This window comes from Streptomyces sp. NPDC001568, assembly GCF_042893755.1.
In the GTDB taxonomy this organism is placed as follows: domain Bacteria; phylum Actinomycetota; class Actinomycetes; order Streptomycetales; family Streptomycetaceae; genus Streptomyces.
Genome location: NZ_JBIAVF010000020.1, coordinates 1 through 21,816, shown reverse-complemented (window position 1 = coordinate 21,816; position 21,816 = coordinate 1). Strand labels below are relative to the sequence as shown.

14 protein-coding genes are annotated in these 21,816 nt (G+C 73.1%); 10 read left to right on the top strand and 4 right to left on the bottom strand.

The features are described from left to right. The first annotated feature begins 96 nt into the window (after positions 1 to 96). From ACFY0I_RS31165 to ACFY0I_RS31150, 4 genes are read left to right on the top strand one after another with little or no spacing between them, the layout of a single operon-like run. The gene (locus tag ACFY0I_RS31165) at positions 97 to 3,285 is read left to right on the top strand and encodes an amino acid adenylation domain-containing protein (RefSeq protein ID WP_388902032.1); all 3,189 of its coding nucleotides are present in this window, start codon (positions 97 to 99) and stop codon (positions 3,283 to 3,285) included. After that, positions 3,285 to 5,192 carry a non-ribosomal peptide synthetase gene (locus ACFY0I_RS31160; RefSeq protein ID WP_388902030.1) on the top strand — a complete coding sequence of 636 codons (1,908 nt, stop codon included), beginning with the start codon at positions 3,285 to 3,287 and terminating at the stop codon, positions 5,190 to 5,192. Before ACFY0I_RS31165 ends, ACFY0I_RS31160 begins: the two co-directional genes overlap by 1 nt. Position 5,193: 1 nt before the next feature. Next, entirely contained in the window at positions 5,194 to 7,032 is a 1,839-nt protein-coding gene (locus ACFY0I_RS31155) for an amino acid adenylation domain-containing protein (protein ID WP_388902028.1), read from the top strand. Then, complete coding sequence (locus tag ACFY0I_RS31150) at positions 7,022 to 9,931, top strand: condensation domain-containing protein (RefSeq protein ID WP_388902026.1); 2,910 nt, start codon at positions 7,022 to 7,024, stop codon at positions 9,929 to 9,931. The genes ACFY0I_RS31155 and ACFY0I_RS31150 overlap by 11 nt, the downstream gene beginning before the upstream one ends. 220 nt (positions 9,932 to 10,151) lie before the next feature. Here ACFY0I_RS31150 and ACFY0I_RS31145 read toward each other — a convergent pair whose 3' ends face one another. Beyond that, a complete protein-coding gene (locus ACFY0I_RS31145; protein WP_388902024.1) occupies positions 10,152 to 10,598 on the bottom strand; it encodes an SRPBCC family protein in 447 nt (148 codons plus the stop codon). A 552-nt stretch (positions 10,599 to 11,150) separates the two neighbouring features. Between ACFY0I_RS31145 and ACFY0I_RS31140 the strand changes: the two genes are divergently transcribed. The 4 genes from ACFY0I_RS31140 (at position 11,151) to ACFY0I_RS31125 (ending at position 14,771) form a co-directional block, all read left to right on the top strand. Beyond that, positions 11,151 to 11,657 carry a hypothetical protein gene (locus tag ACFY0I_RS31140; protein WP_388902023.1) on the top strand — a complete coding sequence of 169 codons (507 nt, stop codon included), beginning with the start codon at positions 11,151 to 11,153 and terminating at the stop codon, positions 11,655 to 11,657. Between the two features lie 568 nt (positions 11,658 to 12,225). Then, the gene (locus ACFY0I_RS31135) at positions 12,226 to 12,555 is read left to right on the top strand and encodes a chaplin family protein (RefSeq protein ID WP_388902021.1); all 330 of its coding nucleotides are present in this window, start codon (positions 12,226 to 12,228) and stop codon (positions 12,553 to 12,555) included. Between the two features lie 46 nt (positions 12,556 to 12,601). Then, complete coding sequence (locus ACFY0I_RS31130) at positions 12,602 to 13,822, top strand: hypothetical protein (RefSeq protein WP_388902019.1); 1,221 nt, start codon at positions 12,602 to 12,604, stop codon at positions 13,820 to 13,822. Then, positions 13,815 to 14,771: a hypothetical protein gene (locus tag ACFY0I_RS31125; protein ID WP_388902017.1), complete on the top strand. Its 957-nt coding sequence runs from the start codon at positions 13,815 to 13,817 to the stop codon at positions 14,769 to 14,771. Before ACFY0I_RS31130 ends, ACFY0I_RS31125 begins: the two co-directional genes overlap by 8 nt. Positions 14,772 to 15,215: 444 nt before the next feature. Here the strand turns inward: ACFY0I_RS31125 and ACFY0I_RS31120 are convergent, their stop codons facing one another. Further along, positions 15,216 to 16,658, bottom strand: a complete 1,443-nt coding sequence (locus tag ACFY0I_RS31120; protein ID WP_388902016.1) for a hypothetical protein — start codon at positions 16,656 to 16,658, stop codon at positions 15,216 to 15,218. A 78-nt stretch (positions 16,659 to 16,736) separates the two neighbouring features. Next, the gene (locus tag ACFY0I_RS31115) at positions 16,737 to 16,862 is read right to left on the bottom strand and encodes a hypothetical protein (protein ID WP_388902015.1); all 126 of its coding nucleotides are present in this window, start codon (positions 16,860 to 16,862) and stop codon (positions 16,737 to 16,739) included. Between the two features lie 423 nt (positions 16,863 to 17,285). Here ACFY0I_RS31115 and ACFY0I_RS31110 point away from each other — a divergent pair, with 423 nt between their 5' ends. Beyond that, the gene (locus ACFY0I_RS31110) at positions 17,286 to 18,782 is read left to right on the top strand and encodes an SDR family NAD(P)-dependent oxidoreductase (RefSeq protein WP_388902013.1); all 1,497 of its coding nucleotides are present in this window, start codon (positions 17,286 to 17,288) and stop codon (positions 18,780 to 18,782) included. 151 nt (positions 18,783 to 18,933) lie between these two features. Next, entirely contained in the window at positions 18,934 to 19,425 is a 492-nt protein-coding gene (locus tag ACFY0I_RS31105) for a hypothetical protein (protein ID WP_388902012.1), read from the top strand. 449 nt (positions 19,426 to 19,874) lie between these two features. On the opposite strand, the gene ACFY0I_RS31100 is transcribed toward ACFY0I_RS31105, so the two are convergent. Next, positions 19,875 to 20,708: a sulfite exporter TauE/SafE family protein gene (locus tag ACFY0I_RS31100; RefSeq protein ID WP_388902010.1), complete on the bottom strand. Its 834-nt coding sequence runs from the start codon at positions 20,706 to 20,708 to the stop codon at positions 19,875 to 19,877. Between the last annotated feature and the right edge of the window lie 1,108 nt (positions 20,709 to 21,816).

Below are 21,816 nucleotides of genomic sequence, written 5' to 3'. Positions count from 1 at the left end.
AAGCGGCGCCGCGCGACCCGCGGAGCCGCCCGCACCACCGCCGGACACCACCGTGACCGGCTCCTACGCCCGACCCGACAACCTCAGGGATCGCCCATGCTTCCCCTCTCCTCCTCGCAGGAGATCGTCTGGCTGCACGAACAGATGCAGCCGGGCAGTCGCGCCTACAACTTCACCGCCTCGCTGGACCTGTGGGGCACCCTCGACGCCGAGGCGCTGAGCAGGGGGCTCGCCGCCACGCTGGCACGCCACCCCGGTCTGCGACTGGAACTCGTCGCCTCCCCCGCGTCCGTACCGGACCAGCGGGTCGCAGCGCACTGCGCGCCGAGGCTGCATACGGCCGACCTCAGCGCGGAGGAAGACCCGGAGGCCGCCTTCGCGCGGCTGCTGCGCACCGAGGCGCAGACCCCGCTCGACACGTTCGAGGCACCGCTGATCCGCTGGACGCTCGTACGACTGTCCGAACTCCACCACCGGCTGATCCACGTCGAGCACCACCTGATCCACGACGGGCACTCCTTCGCGATCCTGCTCGACGACGTCTTCCGCGTCTACCGCGCCCACGTCCTCGGTGAGGCCCTGGAGCTCCCGCCCGCCTCGTCCTACGCGGACCACGTCCTCGCCAGGGCCGGATCCGAGCCCTCGTACGCCGCCGAATCCCTCGACTTCTGGCGGGCCGAACTGCGCGACCAGCAGCACGACCTGCCGCTGCCCGGCCTCACCCGCCCCGGCGCCCGCCGCAGGCACCGCGGCGGGCAGCTGCGCCAGACGATCGGCGCCGACCTCGCCGAACGCCTGCGCGGGCACGCCGGTAGTCGCGGTCTCACATCGTTCAGCACGCTCCTCGGGCTGTTCGCCGAACTCCTGCGTCGGCACAGCGGCCGGTCCCGGATGGTCATCGGCACCGCCGTCGGAAACCGCCCCCTCGGCTACGAGGACGCCGTGGGCATGTTCGTCAACACCATCCCGCTGCCGCTCGCACTGGATGCCGCCGCACCGGCCCAGGACGTCATGGACGAGGTCACCGACACCCTCATCCGGGCCCTGCCGCACCAGGACGTGCCGGTCCAGGAACTGACCCGTGCCCTGGGCATGCACACCTCCGGCGCCGACAACCCGCTGTTCTCCGTCATGTTCAGCGCGCACGACGCCCCGCTGCCCGAGATCGACGTACCGGGCCTCGACATCACGCTGTTCGAGGGCTTCAACACCGGCACCACCCGCTTCGACCTCGATGTCGTCCTGCTCTCGGACGACCGGCGCGGCGTCACCCCGCGACACGGCGCGCCCGGTATGACGCTGGTCTGGGACTACGACGCCGACCTGTTCGGCGAGGACGTCGCCCGGCTGGTCGCCGGCCGCTTCCTCGACCTGCTGCGCGCCTACCTCGACAGCCCCGGGACCGCTCTGGCCGATCTGGGGCCGGCGGTCGCGGAGCCTGCCGCCGAGCCCGTGCCCGTTGCCGCCGATCGCGATCCGCTGGACCCGGTGGCCGCGCACCACCCGTCGTTGCCGGCCGTGCTCTGCGGAGCCCGCCGGCTCACGTACGGCGAGCTCGACGAGCGGGTCGGCTCCCTCGCGGACCGGCTGCGCGCCTGTGGCGTGACACCGGGCCGGCCGGTGGCCGCGGTCCTGCCGAGGGGGACCGACTCCGTCGTCGCTCTGCTCGCCTGCCTGCGGACGGGCGCCGTCTACTGCCCGCTGTCCCCGGCCGACCCGCCGGCCAGGATCGGTCTGCTCCTGGAGCGGCTCGACCCGGCGCTGGTGCTGACCGGCGAGGGCACCCCGGAGCTGCCGGGCACGCTGCCGGCCGCCCGCATCGACGCGCCCGTGCTGCCGCCCGCGCGCGGGGCGGCGGTGCTCCCCGGGACCGCGTACGTCATCCACACCTCCGGCTCCACCGGCACGCCCAAGGCGGTCGCCGTCGGCCGCGGGGCGCTGGTGCACCATATGACGGCGGCCGCGGACCGGTTCGGCCTCATCACCTCCGACCGGGTCCTGATGTTCGCCCAGCCGTCCTTCGACGTGGCGTTGGAGGAGGTGCTGCCGACCCTGTACTCCGGGGCGTGCCTGGTGCTCCCCGAACACGAGGTACCCGCGGGCGGGGAACTCGCCGAACTGCTGGCGTCCGCCCGGGTCACCGTCGCCAACCTGCCGACCAGCTACTTCCTGGCCGCCCGGGAGGACCTGCGCCCCGCCCTGCGCGACGGGAGCTGGGCCCCCAGACTCCTGGTGCTCGGCGGCGAGCGCCTTCCCGCGGAGGCGTTGCGCGGGGTGCTCGCCGACACGGGGGCCGTCGTGCTCAACGCGTACGGCGTCACGGAGGCGGCCATCACCTCCACCGTCCACGAGGTGACCCGGGACGCCCTCGACGCGGGAGGGGAGATTCCCCTGGGCACCGAACTGCCCGGCGAGCGGATCCTCGTCCTGGACGCCCACCACCGCCCGCTGCCCCGCGGCGCGGTCGGTGAACTCGCCGTCGCCGGGCCCGGTCTCGCCGAGGGCTACCCGGGGAACGCCGAGGCGACGGCCGCCCGGTTCGTGAACGTCGGCGCACTCGGCGGCCTGCGGGTCTACCTCACGGGCGACCTCGGCTACCGGGGCCTGGACGGCCTGTTGTACTTCCTCGGCCGGCGCGACAACCAGATCAAGCTGCGCGGCCACCGCATCGAGCTGGAGGAGATCGAGGCGACGGCGTCCGCGGTGCTGGGCGGTCGCTCCTGCGCCGTCGTACTGGACCGGGAGGACCCGGCCGGGCCCCGCCTCGTCGGCTTCCTGGAGGACGGATCCGGCGGATCCGGGGCGGACGGCTCCGGGGCGGGCTTCGACGAGCAGGCACTGCACGCCGAGCTGAGCCGTCGGCTGCCCGGCCCCCTCGTGCCCGCTCGGTGGGCCCGGCTGGAGGCGATGCCGACCCTCCCGGGCGGCAAGCCGGACCGCGCGGCGCTGTCCCGCCGCGCGGCCGCGCTCGACCCCGAGGCCACCGCGACGCCCGGGACCGCGTCCGGGACCGCACCCGAGACCGCCGACGCCGACGCCGACGATCCGATGACCGCCGTGCTCAGGGAGGGTTGGCGGCAGGTCCTCGGCCACGGCCGATTCGACGCCCGTTCCCACTTCTTCCACAGCGGGGGCCACTCCCTGCTGGCCGCCGAGCTCGCTGCCTGGCTGGAACCCCGGTTGGGCACGCGCCCGCCGCTGCGGACGCTCTTCCGCAACCCCGTCCTCGCCGACCAGGCCCAGGCCCTCGCCGCCACCGCCACCGCCACCGCCACGGAGTCGTGATGACCCAGTACCCGACCGCGCAGGTCGTCCCCGGCGTGCCGCCCGTCACCACGGCCCCGCCCGTGCCGAGCGTCGCCCACGGCCCCGCCGCCGAACCGTCCGCCGTCCTCGCACGCTTCGAGGACCGGGTCCGGTGCGCCCCGCAGGCACCCGCCGTGATCGACTCCACCCGAACCTGGACGTACCAGGACCTCGGCGGGGCGGCCGACCGGATCGTCGCCGCCCTCGGCGACCGGGTCCGAGCCGGCGACCTGGTCGGCGTCTGTCTCGACCGCTCCACCGCCTTGGTGGTGACCGCCGTCGCGCTCGCCCGGATCGGCGCCGTCTACCTGCCGCTCGGTCCGCGTCCCGGCGAACGCCGTACCCGGGCCGTCACCGAGGACCTCGACGTCTCCTGCCTCATCGGCGACCCCGGCGTCATGCCCGGGGAGCACCGGACCGGGGAGCACACATCGCTGCCGCTGCCCACCGACGGGGTCAACGCCCCCGTCGCCGCGGTCGCGGCGTTCCCCCGCCCCGGCTCCGCCCACGGCACCCGGCGCGCCCCGGAGGGCGCCCTCTACGCCGTCCTCACCTCCGGTTCCACCGGCCGTCCCAAGGCGGTCGCCGTGGCCGAGGCCTCGCTCGCCGTCGCCCTCGACTGGTACCGGGCCGAGACGGGCCTCGCACCGGGCGACCGACAGTCCCTGCTCATCGGCGTCGCCTTCGATCCGCACCTGCTGGAACTGTGGGCGGGCCTGACCTCGGGAGCCGCCCTCGTCCCGGCCCCGGACGACACCCGCTGGGACTCCGGGGTGCTCACCGAGTGGTGGCGCGACGCCGGCGTCACCCACGCGGTAGCGGCCACTCCGACCGTCGATCCGCTCCTGGAGCGTCCGTGGCCGCAGGATCTGAGGCTGCGTCACCTCGTCGTCGGCGGCGACCGGATGCGCCGTCGCCCCGGCGCCGACGTCACCGCCACCGTCCACAACGCCTACGGTCCCGCGGAAGCCACCGTCCTGGCCACCGCCCACCGCATGCGCGCCACGGACCCGGATGCCGGCAGCCAGGCCCCGCCGCCCATCGGCACCGCGCTGCCGGGCGTCACCCTGTGCGTGACCGACGCCGAGGGCCGCCCCGTCGCCCGCGGCCAGGACGGTGAACTCCGCGTCGGCGGACACTGCCTGGCCCTCGGCTACCTCGACCCGGAGCTGACCGCGCGCCGGTTCACCGCTCCCCCGCAGGATCCTGAACTGTCCGGGGTCGACCGCCTCTACCGCACCGGCGACCGGGTACGGATGAACGCCGACGGCAGCCTGGACTTCCTCGGCCGCCTCGACGACCAGGTAAAGATCAGCGGGGTGCGGATCGAGCCGGCCGAGGTGGAAGCCGCCTTCGAGCAGGACCCCCGGGTGCGCGGCGCCGTCGTCACCACCGTGCGCGACGGCTCCGGCCACAGCCGCCTGGTGGCACACGTACGACCCGCGGACGGCGCCGCCCCCGCGCCCGGGGACCTCCTCCACGCGGTCCGGGCCTGGCTCCCGGAGCAGGCCGTCCCGGCCACCGTACGGATCGTCGACGCCTTCCCGCTCGACGCCAACGGCAAGGTGGACCGGCCGGCCCTTGCGGCCCGGTCCCACGGCTCCGCACCGTCCCGGGACACGTCCCCGCACGAGGCGGCCGTCACCGCCGGCGAGCGTCTCGTGCTGACGACCGTGCGCGACCTGCTCGGCCGGCCGGACACCGGCCTCGGCGACAACTTCAGCGCGGCCGGCGGCACTTCCATCGTCGCCGCACGCCTGTTGCAGACCGTCGAACGCGAGACCGGCGTGCGCGTGCGCGCCCCCGAACTCCTGCGCAGCACCGACCTGCGCGCCTTCGCCGCCCTCATCGACCAGCGCCGGACCCCGCGGCCGGAAGGAGCCTGACATGACGCTCATCGCCCCGCATCCCGTTCCGCCGGCGACCACCGAGCCGGCGACCACCCTGCCGGCGCTGCTCGTACGGCACGCCGACCGCAGCCCCGATGCCCTCGCCGTCGTGGACGGCGACACCACCCTCACCTACGGCGGTCTCCTGGGCGCGGGCCGCGCCCTCGCGGCGCGGCTGCGCGCCCACGGCGTGGCCCGCGGCGACCGCGTGGCGCTCCTGACGTCACGGTCGTCCCGTACGGTCGTGGCGCAGCTCGGGCTCTGGCTCGCCGGAGCCGCATGCGTGCCGCTCGATCCCGCCCAGCCCCGGCCGCGTACCGAGGCGGTGATCGCCGACGCGGGCGTGACCCTCACCGTCGGCGACGCCAAACTGCTGGAAGCGGCAACCCTGCCCGGTCCTGTCCTCGCCCTGCCCGAGGAGCCGCTCGCGACCGGGGGGTCGGTCGACGACTCGGACCCCGACGGCCCGGCGTTCATCATGTTCACCTCCGGGTCCACCGGGCGCCCCAAGGGCGTCCTCGTACCGCACCGCGCCGTCACCGAGCTGGTCACCGCACCCGACTACGTCACCGTCACCGGCCGCGACCGCGTCCTGTTCCACTCCCCCATGACCTTCGACGCCTCGACGTTCGAGGTCTGGGTCGCGCTCGCCAACGGCGCCGCGGTCGTGGTCTGCACCGAGCAGCGCCCCTCCCTGGAGGACCTGGCCCGGCACGTCGAGCGGCACGGCGTCACGGTGGCGTTCTTCACCACGGCCCTCTTCCACCAGCTGGCCGCGCGCCGCTCCCGCGTCTTCGGCCAGCTGCGCTCGGTCGTCGTCGGCGGGGAGGCGATGGCCGCCGCGCAGGCCCGGGAGGTGCTCACCGCCTTCCCCTGGCTGGAGCTCGTCAACGGCTACGGTCCGACCGAGACCACCACCTTCGCGACCGCCCACCGGGTCACCGCCCGGGACTGCGACGGGCCGGTGCCGATCGGCAGGCCCGTACACGGGGCGACCGCCCACGTCCTGGACGTCGACGGCCGTCCGGTGGCCGACGGCGACCGGGGCGAACTGTGGATCGGCGGCAGCAGGCTCGCCCACGGGTACACGGGTCTGCCCGAACTCACCGCCGAACGGTTCGTCGACCATCACGCCACCGGCCGACGGCTGTACCGCACGGGTGATCTCGTCTCCCAACGGCCCGACGGTGTCCTGCGGTTCCACGGCCGCAACGACGAACAGGTGAAGGTACGCGGTTTCCGCATCGAACCCGCCGAGGTCGAACACGCCCTGCGCGAGCAGCCGGAGGTGGACGACGCGGTCGTCACCGTCGAGGGCTCCGGCACCGCCGAGGCATCGCTCGTGGCCTTCGTCGTCGCGCCGCCCGGGCCGGTGCCCTCCGGCGGGGCGCTGCGCGATCGGCTCGCCGCCGTCCTCCCCGCCCACCTGGTGCCCGACGTGATCGGCGTGCTGGACCGGCTTCCCCTGACCCCGGCCGGCAAGGTCGACCGGCGCGCACTGGCCGGCCGCGCCCGGGCCGCCGCGCATGCGGCCGGCGACGGCCCGAAGGCGCCTATGACCCCGCTGGAGCAGGCCGTCGCCGAGGTGTGGAGCCAGGCACTGGGCATCGAGGTCACCCGTGCCGGGGACGAGTTCCTCCACCTCGGGGGCCACTCCCTGCTCGCCCTCGTCGTGACCGAGGACCTGCGTGAGGGACTCGGCGTGGAGCTCTCCCTCGCCGACTTCTTCGCCGCCCCGACCGTCGCCGCGCAGGCGGCGCTGGTCGAGGAAGCCCTCTTGGCCGCCCATGCGGACCTCCAGCCCGAGACCACCCCGGAGCCCACCGATGTCCACTGACGCCGAGTCCGCGGCCGGCGACGGCCGCCTTCAACTCCAGCGGGAGCTGCTGCGCCGGGCCCGGGCCACGACGACGGGCCGGGACACGACGGACGCGCCCCCGGCCACGGGGGCGGGGCAGGTTCCCCTCTCCCGGGCGCAGCACCGCATGTGGTTGATGGAGCGGCTCGGCGGCGCCGGCGACTCCTACCACGTGCCGTTCGCCACCCGGCTGCGCGGCCCGTTCGACCCGGCCGCCTTGGCCACCGCCCTCACTTCGCTGATCGCCCGGCACACCATTTTGCGCACCCGCTATCCGGAACGTGCGGGTGAGCCGTACCAGGAGGTGCTCCCGACGCCGCGGACGGTCCCCGTCCACGTCGTCGACACCGACCCGGCGCACGCCCCGGAGCTGCTGCGGCGCGAGACGGTCCGCCCGTTCGACCTGGAGGCCGGCGACTGCGTACGGGCCCTCGTGCTGCGGCACGGGCCGCAGGATCACACGCTCCTGCTGACGTTCCATCACATCGCGATCGACGGAGCCTCGCTGGAGACGGTGGCCGGCGAACTCGCCGTCCTCTACGCGGCGGCCACCGACGGGACGGGCCGGACCGGGCTCACCCCGCCGCCCCAGTACGCCGACCACGCGCGCCGCGAACACGACGCTCTGCCCGGCCTCGACGCCGAACTGGACAACTGGAGCGCCCAGTTGGCGGACGCGGCCCCGCCCGCCCTGCCCGGGCCGTCGGAACCCGCCCCGGCCGCCGCGGGGACTCCGGCTGCCGCGCACGAGGTGCTCCTCGCACCGGCCGTGCCCGAGGCGCTGCGCGCCCTGGGTGCGGAGCGAAACGCCACGCTCTTCGCGGTGGCGCTCACCGCAGCCTTCGCCGCGCTGCACCGTCTCACCGGCGACGACGACCTCGTCATCGGCGTGGCGGGCACCCACCGCAGCGGATCCACCATGCGCGGCCTGGTCGGCCTCTGCGTCAACACCCTGCCGGTACGGGTGGACGTCTCCGGCGCCCCGTCCTTCGCCCGGCTGCTGGGCCGCGTGAACGCGGCGCTCCTCGAAGCCCAGCGCCATCGGCACCTCCCCTTCGACCTGGTCCTCGAACGCCTCGGCGCCGGGGCCCGCGGCGGCGACGGCACGGCCCTGGTCCGCGTCACCTCCGACGTCCTCGGGGCGCCGACCGTGCTGCGGCTGCCGGGCACGACCGCCGAGTACGTCGACGTCCCCATCGGCGGCGCGAAGTTCGCCCTCTCCTACGGTCTGGACCTGGGCGACGCCGAGCGCCCCCGGGCGCTCGTCCAGTACGACGCGCACACCCTGGACACCACGGCGGCGGAGGCGGCCGTACGGGACTACGCGGCCCTGCTGGAGACGATCGCGGCCGACCCGGACCTCCCCCTGGACCGGGCGGCCCCGCCCTCCCCGGACCGCGGCACCGCCCCGGAGGGTCGGCCCCACCCGGCCGAGCAGGTGCTGCGCGCCCACCCGGAGGTCGCCGACGCCGCGGTGGTCCGGCCCGAGCAGGGGCCGCCCGTGGCCTACGCCGTCCTGCGCGACGGGGTCGGCCCGGCCGGCCACGAACTGCTGGGCCTGCTGCGCCGGTCCCTTCCGCCCGAAGTCGTGCCCGCCTCGGTCACGCTGCTCGACTCACTGCCCCGTACACCCGGTGGGCCGACCGACCCGGTACGGCTGCCGGGCCAGGACGTGGCGGCCGTACCGTCCGGCGCGCGGGCCGGAGCGGTCGAGGCGGCCTTCGCCGCCGTGCTCGACACCGGTGTGCCCGTATCGCCGCACGACGACTTCTTCGCGCTCGGCGGGCATTCTCTCAAAGCCGTGCAACTCGCCGAACGGCTGCGCACGGAACTCGAGCTGCCGCTCACGGGCCTCGACGTGCTCCAGGCCCGTACGCCCCGGGCGCTGACCGCGCTCCTGGAGGCACGCGCGGCACGGCAGCACGCCGCGCGCTCGGCGCGCAGGCCGATCCACCGCTCCCGGGAGGTCCGGCCGGGCACGGTCCTGGTCACCGGCGCGACGGGCGGTGTGGGTGCGTTCGTCGTACGCGAACTGGCCGCCCGGGGCCGCCCCGTGCTGGCGCTGGCCCGCCCCGAGTCCGCCCACCTGATCGCCGCCGAGGGCGTCGACGTCATCGAGGGCGACCTCGGTGACCTGGCCGGGCTGCGGGACTCGGTCGCGCGGGCGGACGCGGTCGTCCACGCCGCGTGCACCTTCACCCGGCACGAGGTGGACCTCGCGGCGATGGAGGCGATGGTCGGCGCCTGGCGGCGCGGCCCGTTCGTCTTCGTCAGCAGTGTGGACGCCTACGGGCACCCCGGCACCGAGCGGGTCGCCGAGGAGGCGCCGCCCCACGGGCCCGTGAGCCCGTACGGTCAGGCCAAGCTCGACTGCGAGGACATGGTGCTGCGCGCCGCGGGCACCGGGGGTCGCGGGGGCGCGAGCGCCGTGCGGTCACCGATCGTCTGGGGCGCGCACGACCGGCTGCGCGAGCAGCTGCGGTGGGGCGCCGTCGGCTCGCTCTACCAATCGGCCCACCGGGGCCTGCCGATCGAGCTGCCGCGTGACGGCGCCGGCGGACACGCCTGGTACGGAGCGGCCTGGGTGCACGCGGCCGCCCTCGCCCGGGCGGTCGCCGCCTGCCTGGACCGGCCCGTGCACGGGGTCGCCAACGCGTGCAGCGGCCACGTCTCCTGGCGCGACCTGGCCCGTGACCTCACCGAACTGCTCGGAACCAGGGCGGAACTCCGGGAAGCCGACACCGTCCCACGGGACCTCGATCACCGGTGGCGCTACGACAGCGCCCGCCTGGCCGGACCGCTCCGGGCCCGTCCCGGTGAGGAACGGCGGAGGGTGCTGGCCGAGATGACCGGCGCCGTCCCTCCCGGCAACGACTGACCGGCGGGTCTCGCGACCTGCGCCCCCTGCCGGGAGGCGGCTCCGCGCGGCCCGGTCCTGCGATCTGCGCCCTCTCATGGGTCGGCACCGACCGGCGACGCGCTCCTCGGGGAGGTGGCCGATCGGTGCTGACGCGAGGTCGTCGGTGGGGACGGAGCGCGCGAGGCGCTGACGTCCACGAACGGCGGGGCCGGCCAGTGGAGGGCCTTGCGGTTCGTCGTCACTCTCCGGTGAGAGATCGGAGAGTGACGGCGTCGCGCTCGGCGAGGGCCTGAAATTGGCCCAGGTCGTAGTTGGCCAGGACCGAGTCGAGGTTGGTGAGGGCACCCACATGTTCGATGAAGCCCTTGGGGTCGTACTCGATCTGAAGCGTCACCCGGCTCCGGGTCTCGCTGAGGCGGTGGAAGGTGACCACGCCGGCGTGGTGCACTCCCTGGGTTGTACGCCAGGCGATGCGCTCTTCGGCGATCACTTCGGTGAGTTCGGCCACGAACTGCTTGTCCGCTCCGGGCAGGGAGACCTGCCAGGCGAAGGTGGTCGCGTCGATCCGCTCGACGTGGTGGACGTGGCTGAGGAAGGACGGCCAGCGCTCGACGTCCTGCCACAGGGCCCAGCTCACTGAGACCGGGGCTTCGATGTCGACGGCTTCGATCAGGGAGGACGTCATGGGATTCTTCTTCTCCTTCGCACGGCATCCGGTTGCCGTGCGGATACCCAGAAGGCCCGGTTTCACCAAGGGACGGTCAGATGGCCGCGGCGCGGTGCCCGACGGTACGGCGGGCGGGCATCTGCCCGTGGGTGCCCGTGCGTACCCGCACCTGCCATCGCCGCCGAACGGCCGGCCGTTACGCCCTGACGTGAAGTACCTCGACGCCAGGCTGCCCGGACGCACGGCGGCGGAACTGCCGGCGATCCGAAGCCTCGCCCTCGCACCAGCCTGTGGTCCGCGCTCGGAAATCCCGGGCCGCGGCCACCGGCGAGCGGTACGCGCTCGCCGGGTTCCGTCGGCTCATCGAGCAACGCGCCCACCAAGCCCGGGATCTCGCTGGAGGAGGACCTGGACGGCACTGGCCGGACCGCCCGGATCGGCCGACTGACCGCGCCGTCAACGCCCGGCCCGTGCCGTCGTGACCATCTTTGGGGGTGGGGGCGTTGGAGGGCTTCCTAGGGTGCTTCGGTTCGGTCACCATGGAGGTCCGTCGACGATCCGAGGATGCGGATGAGCGAGGGTGTGGACGTTGTGGACGGGCAACCGGAGCCGGTCGGACCCGCGCCGTGGCTGGCGCTGGCCTGTCTGGTCGGGTTGCTTCTGGCGTACGTCGTGCTGACGAACTTCACCGAAGAGCTGCGGGCGGCGCTGTGGGGCAGGCCCGGGACCGTGGTCGAGGCCGAGTGCCGGACGTACGACAACACAGTGGCCAATGCGGGAACGTCAAGGCACTGCTCGGGCGCCTTCACCCCGGACGGCGGCGGCGCGTCGTTCAACGTCTCCGTCGAGGGCGACATCGATTCGCAACCCGTCCGTGCGTGGCTGGTGGACGGTACGTCCGGCACCGCGTACGTCTCGCCAACGGTGTGGACGGGACTGCTCCCGGTGGGGCTGTCACTCCTCCTGACCGGTCTCCCGACGACGGTGACGGTGAAGCACGTGTGCAGCGTCCGCGCACAGCGCCATGGGTGTGCGGCTGCCGCGGGTGAGGTGCCGTGGGGCCCGCACGTCGGGTAGGTCGTGACGGAGTCGGCGCAGGCGCCGCGGCCCCGTTCGAGTGGCACGGCCCATGCGAGCACCTCGTCCAGCCATTCCCGTTCCTCGCCGCTGATCCCCGTACGCGTCGCCCTTCACGAGGGGGACACGGGCGACTTGAAGCTCTCCGGGGCACGACGTGCACCTGGAACAACCCGCCGTTGTCGAGGGCCGCGGCGGCGCCCTGCACGCCTCCACAGGGGGGCTCGTGGGCGGAGAGGCCGCATCGGCCGGGCGAAGTCGGGGCTACGGCCTCTGAGCTGGTGGAGGTGATACGCCGGGGCGGCCGATCGGGTGGACTTCGGCACTTACTTCCCGCGTGGGGAAAGCGATTCTCCGGATTCTCGGACGGGTGAGGTGCCGGGGCTTCCCTCTACTCCAAAGCAGCTGAGAGCAAGGGAAGGAACGCTTCCGCTTGCCTGTGCCTGACGCGGCGGCGGCCCGCCCCTGGCCCAGTTGTTCGGCCGTAGGCCCCTTCTCGTGTGCGGTGCCCCGCTCGGAGGGCAGTCGTTGATGCCCTGGGAATCCCGGCGTACGCCAAGGGAAGCGCGTGCGGGGAGTCGGACCGAGAGGGCGTGTGGTGGTCGTGGTGTCGGGTGTGGATTTGCAGAAGGCGGGCCGTCAGGCCTTGGTCGTGGGTACGGCCGCTGGAGCGGTGCTGGTGCCTGTCGGGGCGGCGCAGGCGAATATCGTCGGGGTCGGGAACGCCGTGTTCGGGAACACGTGCGTGAACCAGGGTGGTGCGCGGGCCGAGGGTGGAACGGCGGCTGCGAGTGGGGCAGCGTCCGGGAATTACGCCGCGCTGCCGCTGACTCTGCCGCGAAATCACTGCGGGAACAGCGGAATTGTCTGTTTTGCTGTTTTCATGGCCCGGGACTGACATGGGGCCGCTGCCGGGAACACACGGCACGGCGGCAGTGTGGGAGATGGCCTCCCTCAGCGGACGGGCCCTGCCCGCCCTCCGGGCGTGGGTGGCCGCCGAGCCGGACTACGGCGTGGCGCGGGCGCTGCTGGTGCTTGCGACCAGCGACGGGCTTGACGACGCGGAGCTGCGGGCGGAGCTGGTGCGCGCCCACCGGGATGCGCGGGTGGGCGGGGAGCGGGCGGTGAGCCTGGTACACGGAGTCTTCCTGTTCACGCACCGTCAGTACGTCATGGCCGCCGATCACCTGGCCGGTCATCTCGCGTCCTGGCCGGGGGACGAGGCCGCTGCGCTGATGGTGGATGCCTTCGCGGCCAGCGGGTCTCGGGCTTATCGGGAGCGCGGGAATGCCTTGGTGGAGCGGCAGTACTCGCTGGCCGGCCCGGGGAGCTGGGTGTGGGCCGGCCGGCTGGCCTGGACACGCACGGAGCAGGGACGCGTCGGCGAGGCCTACGATCTGGCGGTGCGTGCCCTGGAGCTCAATCCGCGCTCAGGGCTGGCCGTGCACGCGAGGGCTCATGCCGAGCACGAGATGGGTGCCGGGCCGAGGTCGGTGGCGTTCATCGACGAGTGGCTGTCCGCCGACCCGCAGGCGGTGCAGTTCCGGCATCTGAACTGGCACGCCACACTCCAGTCGCTCGCCGCCGGTGACTTCGCGTGCGCCCGCCGACGGGCCGACCGGGTTCTGGACCGGGCGGACGTCGGCATGCGGGCGGCGACGAACTGGCGGCTGCTGCTGGCCGGTCAGGTGCCCGCCCGGCGCACCGAGGTGGAGCACGTACGGGAGCTGCTCGCGGCCCCGGGCGGCATGGCGGAGGTGTTCCACACCTTCAACCTCGCCCTCGCACTCGCTGTCGAAGCCGCCACGGACGACCTGGAGGCACTTGCCGAGCGGGCAGCCTGCGACGAGCGGTCCGAGTTCGTCCGGGTACTGGCGCCCGTGGTGCGGGCGCTCGCGCATCTCACGGCAGGCCGACCGCAGGCCGCGGTCGATCTCCTGGCCCGGCTGGAGCAGGAGATCGAGGTGCTCGGCGGAGTACGGGTGGAGCGGGAGATCGTCCAGGACACCCTGGCCCGGGCCCTCGTCGACGCAGGCGACCCCCACCGCGCGGCCGAACTCCTGTACCACCGCACCCACAGCCGGGTCCACCACGTCTACGAAGACCTGCTCCTCGGCGCCCCGCCGGCGCAGACCCGGATTTTGGAGGAGATCCCGCATGCCTGAACAGCAGTTGATCGCCGTGTCCCTGCGCGGCAGCGGCACGCCGCTGCTCGCCGAAGCCATCGAAGCCCTCGGCTACACCCCGTACGGAACGATGAGCGCAACCCAGCCAGTCAGCGGCGAACCTGTTGGCGCGGGCGAGGTCTACCCCCTCCTCGAAGCCGCGCACGGCGCAGGCCGTGCGGCAGAGCTTCTGCGCGGTGGCCGTGAAGAGCTCGCGGAGTCCTTCGACACCACGGTGCATGCCTTGTGGCGGGTGTGGTGGCGGCTGTTGGGGCAGCCGGTCACCCTCGCCTCGCCGGTCGATGCCGCGCTGGAGGAAAGGCTGCTGCGGGTGCCGGGCACCGACTTGGTCCGCCTCCTGCCGGGCCGGGGCTGCTGGTACGTCAACAGCCTCGACCTCGGTCGAGCCGACGCCGACGTCCTGCGCGTGTGGTCCACGGGCGGCGGGCCCCCGCTCGTCTTCCACCACCGTGACGTACGCGACCGCATCATCAGCCACATCGAGTACCTGATGCAGCCGACCGACCGGATCGGCAGCCAGCCCGAAGACCTCGTCTACCAGGGCATCCTCCGAGCGCTCCCCGACATGGACGCCAGGGTCGCCCTCGCCCTGAGCGACCCCGACTTCCCCGGCATTCGCGACGCCCGCCGCTGCCGGTGGATGCTCCACCACCCGGCAGTCCACGTCGTCACGCACGAAGACCTCGCAGGCCCCGCCCTTGGCGGCAGCCCCGAGGCCCGTGAAAGTGCCCTTGCCCGGCTGCGGCACGCCACCGGACACCCGGAACCCGCGGTATCCATCCCCGTACCGGCCCCGGCTGCAGACGCCGCGTACGACTCACTCGCCATCGGCTCCTGGCGTACCTACTTCACCCCCGGACACGAACGCCTCCTCCGCGAAAACTGCCACGACCTCCTCCTCGCCCCCACATCGGACACCAACGTGTGACCTGCGCACACCAGCCGGGGGGCCCGCTGCGAGAAGCGGCCGCTCTCCCGTCATCCGGTTGCCACGGCACGGCAGACGCCAGCCATGCGTTGGTCACACCAACCCGGACCGCGGCGGTCGAACCGTGCAGGACAAGGAGTGCGGGCCGGTGACAAAGGGATGACAGCTCACCCCGGCCCCGACCGCCTGCTCCTGGCCGGCACGGACCGTGGGCACGCCTTCCCGCTGCAGTGGCAGGCCGACCGCGCCGCGGCTGGTCACGGACTGGAAACCGGTAGCTGAGGCAAGGCCGTCTTCGGAGCAGCGGGATCTACACGCCTGCGGCCGTCAGGGCCTGCGTCTTGGGCGATTTCGCCGACGCCCTGCGGGGATACCCCCGCGCGGCGCAACGCCCGGCCGGACCGCACACCTGCCGGGTGGTGTGCGGTCCGGCCGGTGATCCGGTCAGGAATCGGAGCGGAATGCCCCGTGGACGCGCAGGTCTCCGTTGATCGCCACCTTCCCGTCGTTCGTGTGCATGATCCAGTCGCCTGAGTTGCGGACCGAAAGGTGTGCTCCGGCGTTCACCTTCCCCTGGAGGCGGGACTCGCCCTCGACGCGCAGCATGCCGAGGGTGGTGAGGTCCCCGTCGACGGTGACGGTGTCACCGGCCGCCACCTCGCCCTCGGCCTCCAGGCGGCCGCGGACGATCAGCCGCGGCGGTCCGTCCTGCGTCTCCAGCACGTTGTCGACGCTCAGCCCGCCCTGGAGGGTGAGACGTTCCTTGACCTGGGCCCGGTGGGTGACCAGGTCGTTCAGGTCCGCCTTGTCGGCCGCGACGGTCCCCCACTGGCGGCTTCCGGCGCCCTGGAACACGTTCATCCCGGAGGCCGGGAACTCGATCCATCCGTCGGTGGCCGTGCGGCCCTGCACCCACTTCGTGTTGATTCCGTTCAGGTCCGCCAGGTCGGCGGCGACGGTTCCCCAGTCCTGCTTTCCGTCCTTGCGGACGTTCACTCCCGACTGCGGGAACTCGACCCATCCCTTGCCCGAGTCCCGGTCCCCCACCCACTGGGTGTTGACGCCGGTCACGCTGATCCTGTCGGCCGTGACGGTTCCCAGGTCGCCTCCGCCGCTGCGGCCGACCCTGATCCCGTCGGACGGGAAACCGATCCACCCGGCGTCGCTCTCACGTCCCCGGACCCACGTCGCGGTGACGGTGTCGACGTCGGCCTTGGCCGCGGTGAGGGTGCCGAGGTCCTCGGCGGCGTCGCGGATCCGGGCGCCCTGCGCGGTGAGGACGATCCTGCCCCTGTCGGTCGTGCCCTCGATCCAAGGACTGTGGATGCCGGCGGTGGCGGTTACGCCCTCGAACTCGGGGCTGCGCAGGTGGACCGTGGTGGTGAGGAAGTACCCGGCCTGTTGTCCGCCCGGGGAGGTGGCGATCAGGGTGTAGGTGGCGTCCCTCTTGGGCTCCCGGCCCGCGGGCGGCGACCACTGCCAGCCGGTTGCGCCCTGTGTCGGTGCGACGGTCTCCGGTTGGCCTTCCGGGCCCTGGATCCGGTAGGTGAGGGTGTCGGACCCGTCCCACAGCAGGACGACGTCCTGGCCGCCGACCACCAGGGACTGCTGGGCGCGAAAGTTGCGCGGGACCTTGGGCAGTTGCTTCAGCAGGCTCAGGGTCACCGGGTTCTTCTGCACCCTGGCGCCGTTCGCCGCCCGCTCCGTCACCCGCAGCAGCACGAGTCCCGCCGCGCCGGAGACGGGGAAGCCGTCCAGAACCAGGACCATGGAACCGGCTTCCTGGAACAGCGCGTTCGGCCGGGCGGTCACGGTGAGGACGCCCGTGTTGTCGTCCCAGGCGAGGTGGGGTTCCTCCCCCTGCCTCGTCGCGGTGTTCCGCTCCATCCGCGCGGTGATCGTCTTCGGGTTCGCCGTCAGGTCTCCGGCCCCCTGGCCACAGGGCACCCGTATCTCGATGGAGTATCAGATGACCTCGTCCATGGTCGGGTTCGAGACGACGACGTGGACCGATCCTTGGCGTTCCTCGCCCGCGACCGGCACCTGGAGCGGAGCCGGATCGGTGAGTATGTCGTAGTGCAGAGAAGCCATGGCTGAAGACCCCCTGTTGACGCTGTCCGACGCTCGCCCCGGCGGGCGCAGCCCCTCCAGCACAACACCCACGGGACAGACCGACACCCGGATCATCCCCAACCGGCGCGAAACAGACGTTCGCTGTCCGATTCGGGAATCTCCCATTTTCAGAGGGCACGCCCCGAGTGGAGGGCTCCGCCCGGGGGTGTTCGCCGGGCGCGGGGTCCGGGCCGAAAATGGTGCCCGGCCGTCCGGCCCGCGGCCTATTCTGATCACCACCTCCGGACGCGGCGCCCGTGCTACGCGTCCGTCATGAGCGCGCCTTACCCACCGGCGGCGTCCGGCTCGCCCTCACCGTGCGCGCCCCGGTCGTCCACGCGCGATGGACGCCACCGGACGGGTCGGGGAGCCGCGCACGATCCATTACACCTAAGGCACCCCGTGGACAGTGAACGCATACAGATCTGCCTGGACATGCTCCAGCAGGCACGGCAACTACCCGTGGACGATGCCCAGCGCCGGTCGTTGGAACGGGCCGCCGGGGATCTCCTCCGCGACGGTCGACTCAGGCGTCGCGCCGAGGCGCGCGCCGCGCGGGCCGCAGCCGACGCGGAGTTGCTCGCCACCACCGCGATGGGTGCCCGCGACCGCGTCATGGACGCCGCTCTGCCCGCGCCGGCCCCGCCGGGGCGAGGTCCGACGGTCCCCGAAGACGTTCCGCTCCGCCCGGGGCCGTCCGCGCAGCGCCGGTTGCCGGACGGTGATGGTCCGGAACGACTGCTCAACCGTCCCCTGCGCTGCTACGTCTGCAAGAACCACTACCTGCACGTCCACGACTTCTACCACTTGCTGTGTCCCGAATGCGCTGGTGAGAACTTCGCCCACCGTACGAACCGCACCGACCTCACCGGCCGGCGCGCGCTGCTGACCGGCGGCCGCGTCAAGATCGGTTTCCAGGTCGCGCTGATGCTCCTGCGGGACGGCGCCGAGCTGACGGTGACCAGCCGTTTCCCCCAGGACACGGTGCGCCGGTTCGCGTCCGTCCCCGACGCCTCGCAGTGGTGGTCGCGGCTACGGATCGCCGTGCTGGACCTGCGCGATCCCCGGCAGGTCCTCGCCTTCACGGACCACGTGCTGGCCCAGGGACTGCCCCTGGACATCCTGATCAACAACGCGGCGCAGACCCTGCGCCGCTCCCCGCAGGCGTACGCCGCGCTGGCCGGCGGCGAAACCACGCCGGCCCGGGCGTCCCTCGGCGCGCCACGGATCTGGACCGCTCCGGAGTTCTCCGTACCCGGCCCGCGCACCGCGCCCCTGCCATGGACGGCGGAGCTCGCCCCACGGGTCCCGGCGCCCCGCGCCCCGGCCGATACCGTGCGCACGGCGGACGCCCCGCCGGCCGTCCCGCTGTCGCGGGAGGGAGTGGACGAGGCCGGCCTGCTGCCCGAGACGACCGCGACCAACTCCTGGACGCTGCGTCTGGGGCAGATCGACCCGGCGGAGCTGCTGGAGGTCCAACTGGTCAACGCCGTCGCGCCGTTCCTGCTCGCCGATCGTCTGCTGCCCCTGCTGGACTCCTCCCCTCACCCCAACCGCTACCTCATCAACGTCTCGGCGGTCGAGGGCCGGTTCACCGTCCACAGGAAGACGGGCGACCATCCGCACACCAACATGGCCAAGGCCGCGCTGAACATGCTCACCCGCACCAGCGCGGCCGAGCTGGCCACCCGCGGCATCCACACCTGCAGCGTGGACACGGGGTGGGTCACGGACGAGAAGCCCCTGCCCGCCCGGAGCCGGCACGCCGCCACCGGCTGGCGCCCGCCGCTGGACGTCGTGGACGGCGCCGCCCGCGTCTACCACCCGATCGTGCGGGGGCAGGCCGGAGCGCCCGTGCACGGCATCCTCCTGAAGGACTACCGGCAGGTCCCGTGGTGACCCCTCCGGCCTTCCTGGCGGATCCCGTGCCGGACGCTCCCGCCGCTCCTGCCGGCGGAGCCGCCTCGGCTAGGACCTGTCCTGGCGATCCTCCGGTAGGGCGCCTCGGTGATATTTCGACCGGAATCGTGGGAAGGGGGCGGGCGAATCCGTGGCCAGTGACCTGCGGCGTGCGGTCGTCGTGACGCTTGGCGAACTCGGGCGAAGCGATGACTGGCGTGACCGGGCGGATGCCGGTCACGGCCTGGCAGGGTTCGCCGAGACGCCAGAGGCCGTGGAGCCACTGCTGGGGCTTGTGCTCGATCAGGACACCTTCGTCACCCGGCGGACCGCGGAGGGCTTGCTTCGGCGAAAGGACAGGGTCGGACTGACGATCGTCGCGTCCGCACTGGCAGTCGCCAACGACAACCACGCCGATCACATCCACACCGCGATCGTCGATGTCTTCAGTATCTTCTCGGACGACCTGGACGAGGCGCTACGGCTCTGCGAGGAGATGTCGGGCGACACCGACGATCGTGTTGCCCGGGGGGCCCGTCGGCTGCACGAAGGCCTGGCAGAGATCGATCCCGTTCTCCGCCCCTCAGAGCGGGGGTTCGATCGCTGTTGTGAGGGTGCAGATCCTCGACGACAGGGGCAGTGAGGAGCACGTTGTCGGCTCAGTGCCACGGAGAAGTAGCGCGAGCGGCCCAGACCCTCACCTCCCGCACCACCTCCACCAGGCGGGCGTGCAGGCTTTGCCACGGGGTTTCGTCCTGGTGTTCTGGGACTTCCGCCCCCTGGGAGGCGGGGGCGGCGGTGGGTCTGCCCGGGTGCCTGCCGCGTGCTGATGCGCCCGCACGATGGTGGAGTCGACCGACACGTCCCAGTCGATCTCACCCGCCGCGTCCGCTGCGGGCTGGACCTGCTGGAACGGACGCTCCCATGTCCACATCAACGACCCGGACATGAAGCGGTCACATGATCGGCCGGACAAGTCCTGGCCGAGAGCACCGGCGCGTACCCACACCCGGCCGGGGCGAGGCCAAACCCTTGCCCCGGTCCGCCCGTGGGAGCGGAGACCACGGCCGGGCCCGACCGGCCCTGATGGCTTCAGCCGTGCCGGGCGACCTTGACCGCCGAGACCAGCAAAATCACCGCGAGGGCGGGAATCAGGACCAGGTCCGGGACCACGCCCAGGAGCAGTCCGCCCAGGAGTGCCCCGGTGATCGAGCCGCCGGCCATGAGAGCGGCGAAGCGGATGTTGGCGCCGAGGACGGCGAAGCTGCCGTCGCGGCTGTAGCGGGCGAACGCGACGAGCATGGTCGGGAGGGACACCAGGAGAGACAGACTCCCGGCGAGTTTGATGTCCGCGCCGAAGAGCAGCACGATCGTGGGGATCAGCAGCTCCCCACCGGCGACGCCCATGATGGCGGCGATCGCGCCGATCCCGAACCCGGCGACCACGCCGGCCACCACCTGCACCGGTCCCGGCAGGTCGAGGGATCCGACGGCGGTGGCGTGGGTGAGGACCAGGGCGGCGGCCATGCCCACCATGAGGACGGCGAGGACCTTGTAGAGGGTTGCGGAGCGCATCCGTACCGCCCACGAGGCCCCTGCCCACGCGCCCAGGAGGCTGCCGGCCAACAGGTTGACCGCGATCGCCCAGTGCGCTCCGAGATCGGTGAAGGAGACCGCGGCAAGTCGGGCGGGCAGGGCGGTGGCCACGACGACCAGGCTCATCGCCTTGTTCAGGATCACCGCGGACAGGGCCGCGAAGCCGAACACGCTGATGAGCAGCGGCAACCGGAACTCCGCGCCGCCCAGTCCGATCATGCCGCCGAGCACGCCGACCATCGCGCCGGCCCCGAACACCGACGGAGCCGACCCCAGCCGCGCGGCAGCGGCCGGGCCCTTGTCCGGCGGCACATCGACCACGCCGTTCACTTGCTCCACCAACCGGCGACCGAGTACCTGCTCAGGGCGGTGGCGACATCGTGGCCGGCAACTGCCGACACAACAGCCATCGCGGGCGAAGGGAGATCAGACATGCTCGGCAGTCTGCACAACGCGGCCACCCCATGGGCAGTGGAGAAACACACCACGTCAGCACCACGCCACGTGCAAACCATCCGACCCTCGCCGGCCGGCAAACCACAGCGGAGCCTGCGAGTGGGCCCGCATGTGCCGCCCTCCCCCGGCTCTCAGCCGCCCGCCGCAGCGGGGCCCTCTCCGAACCGGGGGATGTCCTGCGGGGTCGCGTCCAGGCGCAGCCGGGTGAACCGCACGGGGTGGCGGAACACTCCGCCGTGGTCGACGGATCGGGGTCGGCGCTGATCCCCGCCACCAGGTCGGGGCGCACCACCGTCACGCCCAGGACGTCGCGCCTGTCCCGCGCGGTCGCGACCGGGCACCGGCCCACGAGTGTCGGACAGCCGCCGCCTCACGCGCGGGCGTCCGAGGACCTGAGCAGGCTCGGGGAGCGGGCATCCGACGACGTGGGCGGGGCGGCTGAACGGGGAGAAACGATCGACGCCCGCGGCGCGCGCCTCCGGTTCAACATGAACCCGCGGCACTTCGTCCCCCTCGCCGCGGTGTTCACCTCTGAGCAGGTGCCGTGGTCGGCGGCGCGGCGGGAGGCGTACGCGAACGACCAAAGCAGCCCGGACACCCTGATCGCGGTCTCCGCCGCTTCCAACCGGTCCAAGAGCGACAAGGATCCGGCCGGGTGGCTGTCCTCGGACGGCTCCCACCACTACGCCTACGCCGCGACGTGGGTCGGCCACCAAGCTCCAATGGGACCTGGCCGTCGACGAGAACGAGCGCCAGGCCCTCCTCGGGCTCGCCGAGGAGGGCCCCACCACCACCGTCGTCCACGAGGCCGCCCCGTAGAAGCGTTGCGCGGGTGGTTGCCGGGCGAGTGCGACGCGCCCCGGTCGTGGGGGGCGGGGGGGGTGGGGGGGCCCCCCCCCCCCGGGGCCGGGCGGGGGGGGGGGGGGGCCGGCAGTACGCGCCCACGGACAGAAAGGAACAGCCAACCACATAAAAACACACA